Below are 18390 nucleotides of genomic sequence, written 5' to 3' on the forward strand. Positions count from 1 at the left end.
GCTCAGGACGTCGCGCTCTCCACCCGCGAGGCGCTGCCCGCCGACGCCGCCCCCTGCGCGTCCGCCTCGGCGCTCGGCGCGTCCTCCCGATCCGGCTCCACGCCGGTCCCGGCGCGGTCGCCGACCGCGTGCAGCGCCGCGACGGTGAGCAGCGGGACCGCCGGGATGAGCGCGATGAGCGCGATGCGCACGCCGAAGTCGTTCACGAGCGACCCGGCGACGCACACGATCCACAGGGCGAGCACGGTCGGGCGCACGAGCGGCCACGCGGCCTCGGTCCGGGCGAACCACCCCGGCGTGAACCGCCGCGGCCAGAACAGCACGAGCGCCGCCGCGACGAGGACGAGGATCGTCAGCCACACGGGCACGCCGCCCAGCACGGAACGGGCCGCGTACCCGGCCTTGCGGAGCAGGGTCTCCCAGGCGGAGCCGTCGACGACCTGGCCGACGAACCGGCCGAGGTGCGACCGCTCGTCGGCCGGGCGCAGCCAGTCGAGCACGCCGACGGCGGCGACGAGCCCGACGCCGGCGGCGGCGACGAGCAGGAAGCGTCGCCACGTGACCCGGGCTCCGGACGCCGCCAGCCCCAGCACGGCGAACGCCGGCACGACGACGAGCCCGCCCCCGAGGTCGGCCCCGAGGGTCGGCCACACGTCCACGATCATCGTCACCACGCCGATGACGCCCACGACCGTCGCGGCGACGTACCGGTGCCCGCGGGCCACGAGCCACTGGGCGAGCGCCGCAGCGAGGACGAGCGCCGCGACCGCGTACACGGAGAACGTCGGGTTGCCGAACCCGTAGAACCGCGCGCCGAACGTCGGCGCGGAGCCGAGCGGGCTGGCGCGGTTCAGCGGCGTCCCGACGAGCGCGTCGAGCGTGAGCACCGCGAAGGTGATCCCGGCGACGATCCCGGGCCCGAGCCACACGGGTCGCCGCGGGGCGAGCGCGCCGAGCGCGGCGACCGCCGCCGTCGCGAGCACGGTCGACACGACGATCGCGAGGGTCTGGTTCCCGAACCGCCACCAGCCCGTGAGCGACACGAGGAAGGCGGCGGTCGGGACGGCGGCTACGACGAGCGCGGCCCCGCGCGCCCAGTGCGCGGCCCGGGCCCAGCGCGCCCGGGCGCGGTCTCCGGTCGCGCGCGCGGCCCGCGGCGCGAGCAGCAGGCACAGCCCGGCGATCACGAGGCCCGCGTAGAGCGGCACGTCGACGAACGCGGTGTAGACGGCGCGCCGCACGTGGTCGCGCGTCGTGAGGTCGGCGAGCGCGTCCGCGGTCGAGGTCGCGTCCGGCGGCCGCGGCGAGCCCCAGGCCAGCGGCGTGTCCTGGATGCGGGCCGGGGTCGTGGCACCCGCGGCGTCGAGCACGGTCGCCGGGACGTCGAGGACGCGCGCGACGCCGTCGGTCCGCGTGGCCGCGCTGGTCAGGTACCGCGCCTGCTCGGGGCCGTCGAAGGACGGCCGCACGAGCGTCGCGCCGAGCGCCGGGCGCGTCCCGGGCGTTCCCGCGACGTCGACGACGAGCACCGTCGTCCCGGTCGGGACCGCGTCCAGCACCGCGCCGACGGAGGCGTCCACGGCGGCGAGCCGGTCGACCCGCAGCGAGGTGCGGAGCGCGGCGCGCTCCTCGGCCGGGAGGTCGGGGTCGACCGCCGGGGCCGTCGCGTCGCCCGCGTCGACGACGGTCACCGGGCACGCGAACGCGTCGCCCCCGGGGGCGGTCGCGCTCGCGAGGTCCCGGTAGCGCGCGACGTCCCCGCGGGAGTCCGCGAGGGCGACCGCCGCGCCGGGGCCGACGGCCGTCGCGCACACGGTGCTCGTCGAGGCGCCCGACGAGGCGCCCGCGACGCCGCCGGCGAGCGCGTCGCCGAGCACGCCCAGCCGCGCCTGGTAGGCCGAGCCCTGCTGCAGCGCGACGAGGTCGTCCCAGCCGTCGACCTGCGCGCCGTCGGTGCCGTCGGTGGCGGTGACGGGCTGCGCCGTCGGGCACTCCCACGTGCCGTCGGGCGCGCGCTCGGTCGCGACCTCGGCGAGCTGCCCGGCCGAGAGCGCGAGCCAGCCCCCGACGGTGCAGCGGCTCGCCGCACCCGTCGGCTGGGCGACGCCCCCGGCGCCGGCGCCGTCGGTGAGCAGGGCGTGCAGGGTCGGCGTGGTGGACGCCGTGACGTCGCTCCACGTCACGCCCGTGGTCCCGACGACGACCAGCGGTCGGTCGGTGGCGATGGCGTCCGCGCGGGTCACGGCCGCCTCACCGCCCGCGGGCGCGGCGCTGGACGTGGGACGCAGCCCGCCCGAGGCGAGCACGGTCGAGACGAGGAGGACGACGAGCAGGAGCCCGCCACCGACCGTGAGGAGCATCGTGGGCATGTGCCGGATCCCCGGCTCGGGGAGCGCGGCCGCCGGGCGCGGCGGCGCGGTGCGCGCGAGGAAGCCGGGCACGATCATCGCGGTCGCGACGACGACGACCATGACGGCGATGATGATGCCCGAGTCGTTGAGGACGGATCCCACCCCGGCCACGACCACGAGCGCGACCACGAGCTCGCGCAGCAGCGGCCAGCGCTCGTAGGCACGCGCGACCTCGGGCAGGCGGAAGCGCTCCGGACGCAGCGCCGCGAGGGCGGTGAGGACGACGAGCACCGCCGCGACGACACCCGCGGGCTGCGCGACGGTCTCCCAGGCCCCGAGAGCCTTGCGCCCGATGACCTCGAGCGCCGCGCCGTCGAGGACGGTCTGCACGAACCCGCCGAGGTGCGAGCTGCCCCCGGGCAGCAGCCAGTCCACCACCGCGACGACGGCGACCACGAGCACGGTGAGGCCCGCCACGACGAGCGCCCGCAGCCACGTGATCCGTACCCGGCCGACGAGCAGCGCGAGCACCGCGAACGCGGGGACGAGCGCGAGGATCCCGCCGAAGTCGGCGCCGAACGCGGGCCAGCCGTCGATGACGATCGTCACCGCCCCGACCGCGACGACCAGCCAGGCGGCGAGCCGCCGTCGCCCCCGGGCGAGCGCCGTGGACGCCAGGCCGCCGGCGAGCACGAGGCCCGCGACCGCGTACACGGCGAAGGTCACGTTGTTGAAGCCGTAGAAGCGCGTGAAGCCCGCGACGGCGGACGTGCCGAGCAGGGACGCCTGCTGGAGCGTCGTGCCCGTCGCGCCGTCGACCGTGAGGACGAGCCACGTGACGCCCGCGAGCGCCGTCGGCAGCGCCCACGGTCGGCGCGGGAGGAGGCGTGAGGCGGTCCACGCGACGAGGGCGACGGCGACGGCGCTGACGGCGAGGGCGAGGGTGAGCGCCGGCGCCGGCGCGCTCCACACCCACCACCGCGACAGGCTCGCGAGGGAGGCCGCGACGGGTGCCGCGGCCGCGACCAGGAGCACCGCGGACAGGACGCGCAGGCCGGCCGGGCCAGGGCGCGACGGCAGGCCGCGGCGCGCCGCCGCGCGCCGCACCCACAGCGCCCCGCCGAGCGCGACGACGAGCGTCGCGACGAGCAGCCCGACGAGCACGGGGTAGAGCGTCGGGATGGTGCTCGTGAGGACGTTGAGGTACTGCCGGTTCTCGACCGTGCGCGCCACGTCCATGCGCCGGACCTCGCCCAGCGACAGCGGTGCGCCGTCGAGGCCCTCGATGCTCCCGCCCGCCTCGTCGACGACGGTCGCCGTGAGGTCGACGAGCTGGACGATCCCGTCCTTCTGCGTGCTCGGGGAGTGCAGCCAGCGGCTCGTGGGCTCGCCCTTGCGCCAGTCGACGACGACCGGCAGCCCCGGCTCGCCGACCGGCCCCGAGGGCACGCCCGCGACGAGGACGCGCGTGCCGCGGTCGACCTCGTCCATGACGCGTGCGAGCGCCTCGTCGAGCGCGTCGAGGCTCTGTCCCCGCCCGGGCGAGGAGTCGACGATCTCGCCCTGGTCGACCACCGTCACGTCGCACGCGTCGAGCCCGCCCTCGGGCAGCGCGGCGAGCACGGACGCGTACCGCTCCACGTGGCCGCTCGGGTCCGCGAGCATGACGGCGGCGCCCGGCCCGACCGCCGTCGTGCAGACGCCGGTCTCGGCGAGCCGCGTCGCGAGCGTCCCGGGCGCGTGGTGCGTCGTCGGGGCGGCGGCCTCCTCCTCGGAGGGCGCGGTGAGCGTCGCCCACCCGGGCACGTCGGCGGGCAGCGCCTCGGGCGCGGTCGCGCCCGACGTCGCCGGGGTGGGGACGGGCAGCGGCGGGCAGCCCGTCGTGGGCGGATCCGTGCTGACGGGCGGCGCCTCCACCGGCTCCTCGGCCGCGGGGTCGGAGGACGACACCATCTGCCCGGCCGACAGGGTGAGCCACGCGTCCGTCGCGCAGGAGGTCCGCCCCACGCCGAGCGACGCGACCGACCCCGTGCGGATCATCGACCACAGCGTCGGTGTCGCGGTGGGCGAGACGTCGCTCCAGTACAGGCCCGCCACCGCGACGAGCACCACGGGCCGGGGGTCGTGCGTCGGCGCGGTGCCCACCTCGGTGCCGGTCGACGTGCCGGTCGAGGCTCGGACCGCCGTCGTGCCCGACGGCGCCGCGGCCGCGGGCGGCGCGGCGACGGTCCCGAGGAGGGTGAGCAGGCCCAGGGCGACCGCCGTCGCGAGCGCGGTCACCCGCGTGCCGGCCGCCCCCCGGCGGGCGGGGAGGGTGCGGGCAGGGGGGAGCGCGGCGGCCGGGAACGTCACCGGACCAGCCTACGGGGGCGCCTCGGGCCCGGCCGGGGCCGACGAGCGGCGTCGTCGCAGGTCCGCCCGGGACGCTCACGCGGCCTCCACGGCTCTCGCGCGGCGTGGCCACAGGGTGGCGGGAGCGGGCCGGGCGTGGCCGGTTCCGGCGCCGCGCGTCAGGCGGTGCGCACCACGAGGGCACCGGGGTCGACGCGCGACTCGATCTCCACGGCGAGGCCCAGCACGTCGCCGTCGACCTGGGCCTGCTCCCCGTCCTCGACGCGCACGCGGACGCGCCGGGCACGCGCGTGGTCGATCCGTCCGATCTTGGCGGGCAGGTCGTTGCGCACGCCGAGACCCTGCATCACGACCTCCCCGAAGAGCTGCGCCCAGCCCACGACCCCGCCACGCGTGTCGATCGCGGCGATGTCCAGGATGCCGTCGTCGATGACCGCGTCGGGCAGCAGCGTGAGCCCCCCGGGGAGCCGGCCGCAGTTGCCGATGAGGAGGGAGCGCAGCCGCGCGTCCACGGGCGGCGAGTCGTCGAGCTGGATGCGCGCGCGCATGCGGCGCCCGTGCAGGTGCCGGATGCCCGCGACGAAGTAGGCGACCCAGCCCACCTTCGCCTTGAGGTCGTCGTCGGTGTCGGCGACCATCGCGGCGTCGAACCCGAGGCCCGCGATGACGAGGAAGATGTGCTCCGTGCCGGCGTCCCGGGCGGGGTCGGGCGCGGCCACCGGCTCCGCCCCCTCGGCGTGGCCGACGTCCTCGGCGTAGCGCAGCACCTTGACCCAGCCGACGTCGACCGGGCGGTCGGACCCCGCGATCACGACGGCCAGCGCGGCGCGCGTGTCGCCCACCGGCAGGTCGAGGTTGCGCGCGAGGAGGTTGCCGGTGCCCACCGGGACCAGGCCCATGGTGCGGCCGCTGCCCACCATGCCCTCGGCGACCGCGCGGACCGTGCCGTCCCCGCCCACGGCGACGACGACGTCCGCGCCCTGCGCGAGCGCCGCGCGTGTCTGCCCGACGCCGGGGTCCTCGACCGTCGTCTCGAACCACAGCGGGTCGGGCAGCGCGGCGTCCGCGAAGGCAGCGCGCACGACCGCCTCCAGACCCGCGACGTCGGGCTTCGACGGGTTGGCGACGAACGCGACGAGCTCGCGCGGGTCGTCCTCGACCGGGGGCTCCTCGACGGGAAGCGCCTCGTCGCCGTGCGCGCGGCGCTGCCGGGTCTGCTGCGCGCGCAGGCCCAGCGCGACGACGAGTGCCACGACCGCGACGGCGAGCGCCGCGATCGCGAGCCAGAGCGTCCAGGACATGGCGACACCGTAGCGGGGCCAGTGCGGGAAGGCGCCGCCAGGGCACGGGACGGTCCCGTCGCGGCCGGGGGAGCGCCGGGGTTCGTTAGGCTGCTGGCGTGATCGACCTCCGCCTCCTGCGCGACAACCCCGACATCGTCCGTGCCAGCCAGGTCACCCGTGGTGACGACCCCGCGCTGGTGGACGCCGCCCTCGACGCGGACGCCCGCCACCGCGCCGCGCTGAGCGAGTTCGAGAGCCTGCGCGCCGAGCAGAAGTCTCTCGGCAAGCAGGTCGCCCAGGCGCAGGGGGAGGAGAAGCAGGAGCTGCTCGCGCGCACCAAGCAGCTCGCGGCCGACGTCAAGGCGCGGCAGGCCGACGCCGACGCCGCGGCGGAGGAGCTGCGCGGGCTGCTGTACCGCATCTCGAACGTCGTCGCGGGCGCGCCCGCGGGCGGCGAGGACGACTACGTCGTGCTGCGCGAGGAGGGGACGATCCGCGACTTCGCCGCGGAGGGCTTCACCCCGCGCGACCACCTCGACCTCGGCGAGGGCCTGCGCGCGATCGACACCGAGCGCGGCGCCAAGGTGTCGGGCGCGCGGTTCTACTACCTCACGGGCGTGGGTGCGCGCCTCGAGCTCGCGCTGCTCAACGCCGCGATGGACACCGCGGTCGCGGCCGGGTTCACGCCCGTCATCACGCCGACGCTCGTGCGGCCCGAGGTCATGCAGGGCACCGGGTTCCTCGGCGCGCACGCGGACGAGATCTACCGCCTCGAGAAGGACGACCTCTACCTCGTCGGGACGAGCGAGGTCGCGCTCGCGGGCTACCACGCGAACGAGATCGTCGACCTGTCGGGCGGCCCGCTCCGGTACGCCGGGTGGAGCGCGTGCTACCGCCGCGAGGCCGGCTCGCACGGCAAGGACGTGCGCGGCATCATCCGCGTGCACCAGTTCCACAAGGTCGAGATGTTCTCCTACTGCGACCCGGCCGACGCCGAGGCGGAGCACCAGCGCCTGCTCGGCTGGGAGGAGCAGATGCTGCGCCTCGTCGACCTGCCGTACCGCGTCATCGACACCGCGGCGGGCGACCTGGGGTCGAGCGCCGCGCGCAAGTTCGACTGCGAGGCGTGGCTGCCCACGCAGCAGCGCTACCTCGAGCTCACGTCGACGTCGAACTGCACGACCTTCCAGGCGCGCCGCCTCAACGTGCGCGAGCGCGTCGAGGTCGACGGCAAGAACGAGACGCGCACCGTCGCGACGCTCAACGGCACGCTCGGCACGACGCGCTGGATCGTCGCGATCCTCGAGAACCACCAGCAGGCCGACGGCTCGGTCCGCGTGCCCGAGGGCCTGCGCCCGTACCTCGGCGGCCTCGAGGTGCTCGAGCCGGTGGTTGCGTGACGGACCCCCTGGTCCCGGAGGACGCGTCCGGGCCGATGCTCGTGGCGCTCGACATCGACGGCACGCTCATGTCGTACGACCAGGAGCTGTCGGACGACGTGCGCGACGCCGTCGCCGACCTGCGCACGGCCGGCCACCACGTGGTGCTCGCGTCCGGGCGGTCGCTCATCGCGATCACGCCCGTCGCGGAGATCCTGGGGATCGACCGCGGCTGGGTCGTCGCGTCGAACGGCGCCGTGACGGCGCGGCTCGACCCGGACGAGCCCGACGGGTACGTCCTCGAGGACGTCGTCACGTTCGACCCGGGCCCTGCCCTGCGGCTCCTGCGCGAGCACCTGCCCGACGCGCGGTACGCCGTCGAGGACGTGGGCGTCGGGTTCCGCATGAACGAGCTCTTCCCCGACGGCGAGCTCGACGGCGTGCACCGCGTCGTCGAGTTCGACGAGCTGTGGTCGGGCGAGGTCACCCGTGTGATCGTCCGCTCGCCGGGGTCCACGAGCGAGCAGTTCCACGAGCTCGTCGAGCGCCTCGGCCTCGACGACGTGACCTACGCCGTCGGGTGGACGGCGTGGATGGACATCGCGCCGCTCGGCGTGACGAAGGCGACCGGGCTCGAGCTCGTGCGCCGCGCGCTGCACGTCCAGCCGCACCGCACCGTCGCGGTCGGCGACGGCCGCAACGACGTCGAGATGCTCCGCTGGGCGGCGCACGGCGTCGCGATGGGCCACGCGGACGCCGTCGTGCAGGCCGCGGCCGACGAGGTGACCGCCCCCATCGAGGACGACGGCGCGGCGCGCGTCCTCCATAGCCTCCTGCCCTGACCGCGAGGTAGAACCGGAGGACGCGAGATAGAGCTCGCGGGGTTCTACCTCGCGACCTGCAGCTCTACCTCGACGGGATGGGTAGCGTCTGCTGACATGACGTCCGACGCCAAGACCGTCTGTGTCCGCCGTGCCCGGGCGGACGACGCCGGGGCGGTCTGGCCGCTCGTCATCGACTTCGCGACGTCGTACGTCCCTGAGCGTGACGCCTTCGACGTGTCGTTCGCGCTGCTCCTCGCCGACCCGCACGCGCTGGTGCTCGTCGCGCAGGCGCGGGAGGACGTCGTCGGCTACCTCGTGGCGCACCGCCATGCGACGCTCTTCGCCAACGCGCCCGTGGCGTGGGTCGAGGAGGTCATGGTCGACGCCGACGCCCGCCGTCGCGGGGTAGGCGGCCTGCTCATGGACGCGGCCGAGCGGTGGGCCGAGGACGCGGGTGCTGCGTACGTCGCGCTGGCCACCCGGCGGGCCGCCGGGTTCTACGCGAGGCTCGGGTTCGAGGAGTCGGCGACATTCTTCCGCAAGCGCCTCGGGAGGCTCTGAGGATCTCGTGCGGGAGTGTGTCGAGAACCGCTGTCAGGTTCCGTCCCGGTGCGCGACGGCGGCCCGGTGGCTCTCCGGGCTCAGGGGCGGAAGACGTCCTCGATGCGGCAGCCGAACACCTCGGCGATGCGGAACGCGAGCGGCAGCGACGGGTCGAACCGGCCGCGCTCGATCGAGATCACGGTCTGCCGCGACACGCCGAGGCGGGTGGCGAGCTCGGCCTGCGACCAGCCGAGCCCGGCGCGGCGGGCCGCCATGTCGTTGTCCACGGGCGCCCTACGACTCGCGCCGGGAGACGACGGTGTGCCGGACGAAGAAGTCGACCATCGCGACCAGCACGACCACCGCGAGGACGAAGGCGGCGCTCAGCTCCAGCCCGGTGAGACTGACCGCGGTGAGCGTGAGCCCGGCGACGACGAGCACGTCCCAGAACGCGCCGGTCGCCGCCCGCTCCGTCCACCGCCGCTCGACGTTCTCCTCGGCGTGCGGCTCGGGAGCGCTCGTGCGGGGCCTGACGACGAGGAACCAGCCGAGCACGGCGGCGGGCGGCAGGACGCACGCCGTGAAGACGGCCGCGACGAGCCAGAAGTCGTCGCGCCGGAACAGGCCGGCGGCGACGCCGACCGACGCCGCGACGGCGAGCGCGACCAGCGCGGCTCCCGCCCAGGCCCACCAGGGAGCGGTGCGGTCGCCGAGCGCGTGCTCGCGGCCCTGCAGCGGGCTGTCGTCGGCCGGGACGGGTGCGTCGCTCACGTGTCTCTCCTCATGCGTAAAGCGTGCTTGACACGTCGAGCGAACCATCACCCACGCACGCTGTCAAGCGTGCTTGACACGAGGGGTGCTCAGTCGCGGGGCTCGCGCGCGGTGAGCACGACCGGGCCGTCGGGCGTGATCGCGATCGTGTGCTCGCTGTGGGCGCCGCGCGAGCCGTCGGCCGAACGCAGGGTCCAGCCGTCGGGGTCGGTGTAGATCTCGTCCGTGGTCTCGAGGAACCAGGGCTCGATCGCGATGACGAGGCCCGGCTTGAGCGGGAACCCGCGCTTGCGACGGCCGTCGTTGGGGATGTGGGGCTCGCCGTGCATCGTGCGGCCGACGCCGTGGCCGCCGAAGTCGGTGTTGACCGAGTAGCCCGCGGCGTGCGCGACGTCCGCGATGGCGGCGGAGATGTCGCCGACCTTCTTGCCCGGCTGCGCGGCCGCGATCCCGGCCTCGAGCGCGCGCTCGGTCGTCTGGATGAGCTTCGCGTCGGCCTCGCCGAGCGCGCCCGCGCGCGGAGTCCCGACGACGAACGACAGCGCCGAGTCCGCGACCCACCCGTCGACGGACGCGGCGAAGTCGATGCTCAGCAGGTCGCCGTCCCGCAGCGCGTAGTCGTGCGGCAGGCCGTGCAGCACGGCGTCGTTGACGGACGTGCAGATCACCTTGCCGAACGGGCTCGCGCCGAACGACGGGTGGTAGTCGATGTAGCAGGACTCGGCCCCGCGGTCGCGGATCATCTTGTGCGCGACCTCGTCGAGCTCGAGCAGGTTCGTCCCGACCTTCGTGGCGGCGCGCACCGTGGTGAGGACGTCGGCGACGAACCGTCCTGCGGGTCGCATCTGGTCGATCTCCCGCGGGGTCCTCAGCTCGATCATCGTGGTCCTTCCGGTTCGCAGGTGGGGTGCCCGCGGGTGGCGCGACCGGCCCGTCCGGGTCCAGCGAGGTGCATGGACGTGCCGAACGGTGCCGCGGGGGCGGGCCTCCCCACGATATCGGTCTCCGTCCCACCAGCGCGGCCCGGGCGCGGCACGAGGAGGGCAAGCGCTTGCATCGATCTGCCCACGATGCGGCACGGCGCCTCGCCACGTGACCTCCCGGCGTGGCAGCATCACCCGTCGTGGCAGGTATCGACGACGTCGCCCAGGCCGCCGGGGTGTCCACGGCGACCGTCTCGCGCGCCCTGCGCGGCCTGCCCAACGTGTCGGAGGCGACGCGCGTGCGGGTGCTCGCGGAGGCGGCGCGGCTCGGGTACGTGCCCACGCCGTCGGCGTCGTCGCTGGCCACCGGGCGCACCCGCACGATCGGCGTGCTCACCCCGTGGGTCAACCGCTGGTTCTTCGCCAACGTCATCGAGGGCGCCGAGCGCGCGCTGCGGGACCTCGGCTACGACGTCCTGCTGTACACGTTCGACGTGCGCCGGACCTCGTCCCGCCGCCGGGTCGACCCGAGCGTCCTGCGCCACCGCGTGGACGGGACGCTCGTCGTCGGTCTGCCGCTCGACGACGACGAGGTGCGCTCGCTCGTCGGGCTCGCCCGGCCGCTCGCGTTCGTCGGGTCGGGCCCGGCGGACCAGGTCACGGTCCGGCTCGACGACGTCGCGACGGGCCGGGCCGCGACGCGCCACCTGCTCGACCTGGGCCACCGGGTGATCGGCCACGTCACCGGGGTGCCCGACCTCGTGTCGTCGTGGTCGCCGCCGGTCGAGCGCGCGCGGGGCTACGTGCGTGCGCTGGAGGAGGCGGGCGTCGTCGTCGAGCCCGGCCTCGAGGTGAACGGCGACTTCGACGTCGCGGGAGGACGTGAGTCCACGGCAGATCTCCTGCGCCGCCGGCCGGACGTGACCGCCGTCTTCGCGGCGTCGGACGAGATGGCCATGGGGGCGATCCTCGCGGCGCGGGACCTGGGGCTGCGCGTCCCGGAGGACCTCTCGGTCGTCGGGGTGGACGGCCACGACCTCGGGGAGCTCGTCGGCCTGACGACGATCGCCCAGGACGCGTACCAGCAGGGGTTCGACGCGGCGCTCCTCCTGCTCGAGATGATCAACGGCGCCCCGGTGCCGGAGAGCATCACCTACCCGACGGAGCTGGTGCGGCGCGGCTCGACCGCACCCCCGCGCGTCCGCCCGTAGGTCGCCGGGGCGGCGACTCGTCGAGCGCTCCGGGGCCACGCGTGGGAGCGTGGCCAGGGGAGACGGGCCGAGAGAGCGCGCACCCGGCGCGCGTGACGGAATCGTTACGCAAACTCGCCTCCCCTGTGCTTGCGGCAGCGCGATGCAACCGCTTGCATGGTGCCTAGGGCGAGAGCGCACCCGCGCTCGCGACGTCGCGATGCGCCCGGTCCTCACCGGACCGGGGTGACGGCGTCCGTACCCACGACGAGGTGGAGGCTGACATGACCAGGACCACGAGGACCAGCGCGGCGCGCCGCCGCACGCTGGTGGTCGCCGCCGGCGGCGCGAGCCTCGCGCTCGTGCTCGCGGCGTGCAGCGGCGGTGGCGGCGGCGGGGGCGACGACGAGTCGCCCAGCGCCGAGGTGGACTGCGCCGACTACGAGCAGTACGGGGACCTGTCCGGCAAGACCGTGTCGGTGTACGCGACGATCGTCGACACCGAGGCGGAGCAGCAGCAGGCGTCGTACGAGCCGTTCGAGGAGTGCACGGGCGCCACGATCGAGTACGAGGGCTCCAAGGAGTTCGAGGCCCAGCTCCCCGTCCGCATCCAGTCCGGCAGCGCGCCGGACATCGCGTACCTGCCCCAGCCCGGCCTCCTGCGCCGGATCGTCGCCGACTTCCCCGACGCGATCCAGCCGGTCGGCGAGGCGGCGTCCGCGAACGTCGACCAGTACTACACCGAGTCGTGGAAGGACTACGGCACCGTCGACGGGACGCTGTACGCGACGCCGCTCGGCGCCAACGTCAAGTCGTTCGTCTGGTACTCGCCGTCCATGTTCGAGGAGGCGGGCTACGAGGTTCCCACGACGTGGGACGAGCTCATGGAGCTCTCGGACCAGATCGTCGCGGACAACCCCGGTGGCGACGTCAAGCCGTGGTGCGCGGGCATCGCGTCCGGCGAGGCGACCGGCTGGCCGGCCACCGACTGGATGGAGGACGTCGTCCTGCGCACGGCGGGCCCCGAGGTCTACGACCAGTGGGTCAACCACGAGATCCCGTTCAACGACCCGCAGATCGCCACGGCGCTCGCCACGGTCGGCGACGTGCTGAAGAACGAGGAGTTCGTCAACGGCGGCCTCGGCGACGTGAGCACCATCGCGACGACCGAGTTCACCGAGGGTGGCTACCCGATCATCGACGGCCTGTGCTACATGCACCGCCAGGCGACGTTCTACCAGGCCAACTGGACGACCCTCGACCCCGACCTGGTGGTCGCGCCCGACGGTGACGTGTGGGCCTTCTACCTCCCGGGCGAGACCGCGGAGGACAAGCCGCTGCTCGGTGGCGGCGAGTTCGTCGCCGCGTTCAACGACCGTCCCGAGGTCCAGGCGTTCCACGCCTACCTGTCGAGCCCCGAGTGGTCCAACGCCAAGGCGAGCGTGACCCCGCAGGGCTGGATCAGCGCGAACAACGGCCTCGACCCGGAGCTGCTCCAGTCGCCGATGGACCAGCAGGCGTACGAGCTGCTCACGGACGAGAGCTACACGTTCCGCTTCGACGGCTCGGACATGATGCCCGCCGCCGTCGGCGCCGGCTCGTTCTGGACCGAGATGACGGAGTGGATCGCGAGCGACAAGTCCGACGAGGCCGTCCTCGACGCCATCGAGGCGTCCTGGCCGACGTCCTGACCCGCGGGCGACCCGGGGCCTGACCGCGCGGCACGCGCCGCGCCGTCCGGCCCCGGGTCGACGCGTCGACCCCGGGGGCGGGTCGTCCGGGGGGCCGATCCCCGGACGACCCGTCCTCGGGCCGTCCCCGCCGCACACCACGTCGTCACCCGGCCGCCGCCGGCCACCTCAGGAGCTCTCACATGGACTGGTTGCTCGAACCCGCCGGGACGGGGGGCAAGCTCGCGGTGATGGTCGTCGCGATCCTGCTCTTCGTCGTCGTCATGGGCCTGATCCTCTTCCTCGTCGACCGACCGCGGCGCGTGCCGGGGTGGGTCGTCGCGATCGCCTTCGCCGGGCCCGCGATCGTCATGCTCGCTTTCGGCCTGCTCTACCCGGGCCTGCGCACGATCCGGGACTCGTTCTACAACCGCACGGGCTCCGCGTTCGTCGGGCTCGACAACTACGTCACGGCGTTCACGCGGGACGAGTTCCAGATCGTCCTGCGCAACACCGCGATCTGGGTGATCGTCGTCCCGCTCGTCTCGACCTTCCTCGGTCTCGTCTACGCGGTGGTCGTCGACCGGTCCCGGTTCGAGAAGTTCGCCAAGACCCTGATCTTCCTGCCCATGGCGATCTCCATGGTCGGCGCGGGGATCATCTGGAAGTTCATGTACGAGTACAAGCCGGCGAGCCAGCCGCAGATCGGCCTGTTCAACCAGGTGCTCGTCTGGCTCGGCCTGGAGCCGCAGCAGTTCCTGCTCAGCGCCCCGGCGAACACGTTCTTCCTCATCCTCGTCATGATCTGGATCCAGGCCGGGTTCGCGATGACGATCCTCGCCGCCGCGATCCGCGCCATCCCGGACGACATCGTCGAGGCCGCCCGGCTCGACGGCGTCGGCGGCATGCGGATGTTCCGCTACATCACGGTGCCGAGCATCCGGCCCGCCCTCGTGGTCGTCCTCACGACGATCGCGATCGGCACGCTCAAGGTCTTCGACATCGTCCGCACCATGACCGGCGGCCGCTTCGAGACGTCGGTCGTGGCCAACGAGTTCTACACGCAGGCGCTCCGGCAGGGCGAGCAGGGGCTCGGGGCCGCGCTCGCGGTCATCCTGTTCGTCCTGGTCATCCCGATCATCGTGTACAACGTGCGGCAGCTGAAGCAGGCGGAGGAGATCCGATGAGCACCCCACTGTCCGCCTCCGTCCCGGACGCCCCGCTCGTCGACGAGACCGCCGAGGAGGGCAGCGGCAAGGGCATCGTCGCGGGCCTCGACGACCGCGCGGGGAAGGTGCGGCGCAAGGTCTCGTCGCGACCGGCGTCGATCATCGCGATCGTCCTGGCGGTCCTCTGGACCATCCCGACGTTCGGGCTCCTCGTCACCTCGTTCCGCCCGCCGCGCGAGATCCGGCGGTCGGGCTGGTGGGAGGCGTTCGCTAACCCCGAGTTCACGATCGACAACTACACCGACGCGCTGTTCGGCGGGTCGACGAGCTTCGCGACGTACTTCGTCAACTCCCTCGTCATCACGCTGCCCGCCGTGATCATCCCCATCACGCTCGCGTCGCTCGCGGCCTACGCGTTCGCGTGGGTGGACTTCAAGGGCCGCAACCTGCTGTTCGTCGCCGTGTTCGCGCTGCAGATCGTGCCCATCCAGGTCACGCTCGTCCCGCTGCTCACGCAGTACGTCGACTGGGGGATCGACGGGTCGTTCTGGCCCGTGTGGCTGTCGCACTCGATCTTCGCGCTGCCGCTGGCGATCTTCCTGCTGCACAACTTCATGAAGGACATCCCGCGCGAGCTGGTCGAGGCGGCCCGCGTCGACGGCGCCGGGCACGTGAAGATCTTCTTCCAGGTGCTCATGCCGCTGCTGGTGCCCGCGATCGCGGCCTTCGGGATCTTCCAGTTCCTCTGGGTCTGGAACGACCTGCTCGTCGCCCTGACGTTCGCGTCCGGCCAGGACACCGCGCCCATCACGGTGCGCCTCGCCGAGCTGTCCGGCTCGCGCGGCGCGAGCTGGCACCTGCTGCCGGCGGGTGCGTTCATCTCGATGATCGTCCCCGTGGCCGTGTTCCTCGCGCTCCAGCGGTACTTCGTGCGCGGGCTCCTCGCGGGTTCGGTCAAGGGCTGACACCCGTCCCGCCGAGCATGCGGCTGCGGCCCGTCCCGCGCGTCGGACGGGCCGCAGCCGCATGCGCGACGGGTGCCGGCGCCTAGAGTCGTCGGGTGAACCGTCGCCCTGCCGCCCTTCTCGACCGGGTTCCGGTTCCGGCGCTCTTCGTCGTCTCGGGGCTGACGCAGTACCTGGGCGCGGCGATCGCCGTCGGGCTGTTCGCCGTGGCGGGCGCGATCGAGATCGGGTGGCTGCGCATCGCGGCGTCCGCGGTGCTGCTCCTCGCGTGGCGCCGCCCGTGGCGTCACCGGTGGACCCGGCACGACCTCGTGTGGGTGGCCGTCTTCGGTGTCGCGCTCGCCGCGATGAACCTCGCGTTCTACGTCGCGATCGACCACCTGCCGCTCGGGACGGCGGTCGCGATCGAGTTCCTCGGCCCCGTCGCGGTGGCCGCGATCACGGGCAGGGGGTGGCGCGAGCGGGGCGCGATCGCGGTCGCGGCGGCGGGCGTCGTGCTGCTCGCCGGGGTGACGATCGAGTCCGACCTCCCGCGCGCGGACGCCGTGGTCGGCCTGACCGCGATCGGCGTCGCGGCCGCGTGCTGGGCGGCGTACATCCTGCTCGGCCGGCGCGTGGCCGTGTCAGGGTCGGGGGTCACCTCGCTCGCTGTCGCGATGACCGTGGGCGCGGTCGTGTTCGCGCCCTTCCTCGCGCGTGACGCCCTGCCGGTCCTCGGCGACTGGCGGCACGTCGCGGCCGTCGCGGGGATCGCGCTCTTCTCCTCCGTCGTGCCCTACGCGCTCGAGCAGGTCATCCTGCGTCGCGTGAGCGCGGCGACGTTCTCCGTGCTCCTCGCCCTGCTCCCGGCGTCCGCCGCGGTCGTGGGCGCCGTCGTGCTGCATCAGGTACCCACGGTCCCCGAGCTGGTCGGCCTCCTCCTCGTGTCCGGGGCCATCGCGATGACCGCGGCGCGACCGCGCGGCCGCGCCGACGGGACGCCGCCCGGGGACGACGTCCCGCTCGACCCACCTCCGGCCTGACGAGCGCCGCGCCAGGGACGTCGTCCCCGGGACCGGCGGGCCCGCACGGGGCCGTCAGAGGTACTGGCCCGGCGACGGCCGCCCGTCGTGCTCGTCGGGACGCCCGCCGGGCTGTCCCGGGACGCCGCCGGGGCCCCCGGGACCCATGGGCGGCAACGAGCCGGGCGGCAGCGCGCGGCGGATCTGCGAGAGCTGCGCCTGCGCGGCCATCTGCTGGGCGACGAGCGCCGTCTGGATGCCGTGGAACAGGCCCTCCAGCCAGCCGACGAGCTGGGCCTGGGCGACGCGCAGCTCCGCGTCCGTGGGGACGGTGTCGTCCGAGAACGGCAGCGTGATGCGGTGCAGCTCCGCCACCAGGTCGGGCGACAGGCCCTCCTCGAGCTCGGTGAGCGAGCGCTCGTGGATCTCGGCGAGGCGCGACCGCGCCGCCTCGTCGAGCGGGGCGTCCCGGACCTCGTCGAGGAGCTTCTTGATCATGCCGCCGATGCGCATCACCTTGGCCGGCTCCTCGATGACTGTCGCCGGGTTGCGGTCGGGGTCGGTCGAGTCGTCGCTCTCGACGACGCTCACCCCCGTCCCGTCCGGCATCACGACCGTGGCACGAGCGGGCTCGTCGGTGTCGTCGACGGCGTCCTCCGCGCCGGTCTCGGGCTCGGGGGCGGTGGGCTCGTCGGGGCGAGGGTCGCGCGGTTCGTCAGCCATGGGTCCAGTCTTGCGCGCGGCGCCCACGCGCGCACCGACGGCGCGCGATCCCCTGTGCGGTCGTCGGTCGTCGGCGGCCGTGGTCAGGGGACGAGGAGCACCTTGCCGAAGACCTCGCCCGAGTCGAGCAGCTCGTGCGCCCGCGCGGCCTCCTCGAGCGGGAGGCGCGCGTGCACGACCGGGCGCACGCGCCCGTCCTCCACCATCGGCCAGACGTGCGTGAGGACCTCGTGCACGATCCGCGCCTTCTCGGCCGGGGGCCGCGCCCGCAGCGTCGTCCCGGCCACCGTGGCGCGCCGGGCGAGGAGGACGCCCAGGTCGAGCTCCGCGCGTCGTCCCTTCTGCATGCCGATGACCACCAGGCGCCCGCCCGTGGCGAGCACCTCGAGGTTGCGCGTCAGGTAGGCGGCGCCGACGACGTCGAGCACGACGTCCGCACCGTGCCCGCCGGAGGCGTCCCGCACCGCGGCGACGAAGTCCTCCTCACGGTGGTCGACGGCGATGCTCGCCCCGAGCGCGAGGCACCGGTCGGCCCGGTCGCGCCCGCCGGCCGTGACGGCCACGCGGGCGCCGAGCGCGGCGCCGACCTGCACGGCGATCGTCCCGACGCCGCCCGACCCGCCGTGCACGAGCAGCCACTCGCCCGGGGCCAGGCGCCCGACGTCGACGACGTTGCTCCACACCGTGCAGACCGCCTCGGGAAGCGCGGCGGCGTCCACGAGGTCCACGCCGTCGGGGACGGGCAGCACCTGGGTCGACCGCACGCGCACCTGCTCCGCGTACCCGCCGCCGTCGAGCAGCGCGACCACGCGGTCACCCACGGACCACCCCGTCACGGACTCGCCGACGGCCGCGACCGTGCCCGAGACCTCCAGGCCGGGCCAGTCCGGTGCGCCCGGGGGAGGCGGGTACGATCCGGCGCGTTGTAGCAGGTCAGCGCGGTTCACGCCAGCGGAAGCGACGTGGACCACGAGCTCGTCCGGGCCGGGGGTCTGGTCAGGGAGCGCAGAAACCGTTAGTTTCTCAGGGCCACCGGGGCCCGATATCGTGACGCCTCGCACATCGCCGAGACTACGCGGACGGCCCGGGAGGCGCCGGTTCGCCGACGGGGCGTCGCGGGGGCGGGACGAAAGTTCACGCTCCTCGCGGATTAGGTGTCCGGGGGATGTGCACCGATAGTTAGTACGCACGACCGGGGAGCGGAGCCCGGGAGGCGCCGCTGCCACGCGGGCCGACCGCGCCGCCG

The 18390-nt window shown here is 74.4% G+C and carries 15 protein-coding genes; 8 read left to right on the plus strand and 7 right to left on the minus strand.

Annotated features, from left to right (window positions below; all coding sequences use genetic code 11):
* Nucleotides 1–2: 2 nt before the first annotated feature.
* Both JOE63_RS04090 and JOE63_RS04095 read right to left on the minus strand, forming a co-directional pair.
* Complete coding sequence (locus tag JOE63_RS04090) at nt 3–4703, minus strand: hypothetical protein (RefSeq protein ID WP_204539376.1); 4701 nt, start codon at nt 4701–4703, stop codon at nt 3–5.
* Between the two features lie 158 nt (nt 4704–4861).
* Nucleotides 4862–6004: a diacylglycerol/lipid kinase family protein gene (locus tag JOE63_RS04095; protein WP_204539379.1), complete on the minus strand. Its 1143-nt coding sequence runs from the start codon at nt 6002–6004 to the stop codon at nt 4862–4864.
* A 98-nt stretch (nt 6005–6102) separates the two neighbouring features.
* Here JOE63_RS04095 and serS point away from each other — a divergent pair, with 98 nt between their 5' ends.
* The 3 genes from serS to JOE63_RS04110 all read left to right on the plus strand — a co-directional run bounded on the left by serS (nt 6103) and on the right by JOE63_RS04110 (nt 8750).
* A complete protein-coding gene (serS, locus tag JOE63_RS04100) occupies nt 6103–7386 on the plus strand; it encodes a serine--tRNA ligase (protein ID WP_087470864.1) in 1284 nt (427 codons plus the stop codon).
* 35 nt (nt 7387–7421) lie between these two features.
* The gene (locus JOE63_RS04105) at nt 7422–8207 is read left to right on the plus strand and encodes an HAD family hydrolase (protein ID WP_204543434.1); all 786 of its coding nucleotides are present in this window, start codon (nt 7422–7424) and stop codon (nt 8205–8207) included.
* Nucleotides 8208–8303: 96 nt separating this feature from the next.
* Nucleotides 8304–8750: a GNAT family N-acetyltransferase gene (locus JOE63_RS04110; protein WP_204539382.1), complete on the plus strand. Its 447-nt coding sequence runs from the start codon at nt 8304–8306 to the stop codon at nt 8748–8750.
* An 80-nt stretch (nt 8751–8830) separates the two neighbouring features.
* Here the strand turns inward: JOE63_RS04110 and JOE63_RS04115 are convergent, their stop codons facing one another.
* The 3 genes from JOE63_RS04115 to map form a co-directional block, all read right to left on the minus strand.
* Nucleotides 8831–9007: a helix-turn-helix transcriptional regulator gene (locus JOE63_RS04115; RefSeq protein ID WP_087472707.1), complete on the minus strand. Its 177-nt coding sequence runs from the start codon at nt 9005–9007 to the stop codon at nt 8831–8833.
* Between the two features lie 19 nt (nt 9008–9026).
* Nucleotides 9027–9503 (minus strand): hypothetical protein, encoded by a 477-nt coding sequence (locus JOE63_RS04120; RefSeq protein ID WP_204539384.1) that lies wholly within the window; start codon nt 9501–9503, stop codon nt 9027–9029.
* An 89-nt stretch (nt 9504–9592) separates the two neighbouring features.
* Nucleotides 9593–10384: a type I methionyl aminopeptidase gene (gene map, locus JOE63_RS04125; RefSeq protein WP_087470867.1), complete on the minus strand. Its 792-nt coding sequence runs from the start codon at nt 10382–10384 to the stop codon at nt 9593–9595.
* Nucleotides 10385–10608: 224 nt separating this feature from the next.
* On the opposite strand from map, the gene JOE63_RS04130 reads away from it, so the two are divergent.
* The 5 genes from JOE63_RS04130 to JOE63_RS04150 all read left to right on the plus strand — a co-directional run bounded on the left by JOE63_RS04130 (nt 10609) and on the right by JOE63_RS04150 (nt 16442).
* Complete coding sequence (locus JOE63_RS04130; RefSeq protein ID WP_307839924.1) at nt 10609–11637, plus strand: LacI family DNA-binding transcriptional regulator; 1029 nt, start codon at nt 10609–10611, stop codon at nt 11635–11637.
* Nucleotides 11638–11900: 263 nt separating this feature from the next.
* Nucleotides 11901–13307 (plus strand): ABC transporter substrate-binding protein, encoded by a 1407-nt coding sequence (locus tag JOE63_RS04135; RefSeq protein ID WP_087470869.1) that lies wholly within the window; start codon nt 11901–11903, stop codon nt 13305–13307.
* A gap of 182 nt (nt 13308–13489) precedes the next feature.
* Nucleotides 13490–14473 carry a carbohydrate ABC transporter permease gene (locus tag JOE63_RS04140; RefSeq protein WP_087470870.1) on the plus strand — a complete coding sequence of 328 codons (984 nt, stop codon included), beginning with the start codon at nt 13490–13492 and terminating at the stop codon, nt 14471–14473.
* The gene (locus JOE63_RS04145) at nt 14470–15420 is read left to right on the plus strand and encodes a carbohydrate ABC transporter permease (RefSeq protein WP_087470871.1); all 951 of its coding nucleotides are present in this window, start codon (nt 14470–14472) and stop codon (nt 15418–15420) included. The genes JOE63_RS04140 and JOE63_RS04145 overlap by 4 nt, the downstream gene beginning before the upstream one ends.
* Nucleotides 15421–15515: 95 nt before the next feature.
* Nucleotides 15516–16442: an EamA family transporter gene (locus tag JOE63_RS04150; RefSeq protein WP_204539388.1), complete on the plus strand. Its 927-nt coding sequence runs from the start codon at nt 15516–15518 to the stop codon at nt 16440–16442.
* 54 nt (nt 16443–16496) lie between these two features.
* On the opposite strand, the gene JOE63_RS04155 is transcribed toward JOE63_RS04150, so the two are convergent.
* Together JOE63_RS04155 and JOE63_RS04160 are read right to left on the minus strand one after the other, a co-directional pair.
* Complete coding sequence (locus tag JOE63_RS04155) at nt 16497–17144, minus strand: bacterial proteasome activator family protein (protein ID WP_275582759.1); 648 nt, start codon at nt 17142–17144, stop codon at nt 16497–16499.
* 83 nt (nt 17145–17227) lie between these two features.
* Complete coding sequence (locus JOE63_RS04160; RefSeq protein WP_087470873.1) at nt 17228–18205, minus strand: NAD(P)H-quinone oxidoreductase; 978 nt, start codon at nt 18203–18205, stop codon at nt 17228–17230.
* Nucleotides 18206–18390 lie beyond the last annotated feature (185 nt).

This window comes from Cellulosimicrobium cellulans (assembly GCF_016907755.1).
In the GTDB taxonomy this organism is placed as follows: Bacteria; Actinomycetota; Actinomycetes; order Actinomycetales; family Cellulomonadaceae; genus Cellulosimicrobium; species Cellulosimicrobium cellulans_D.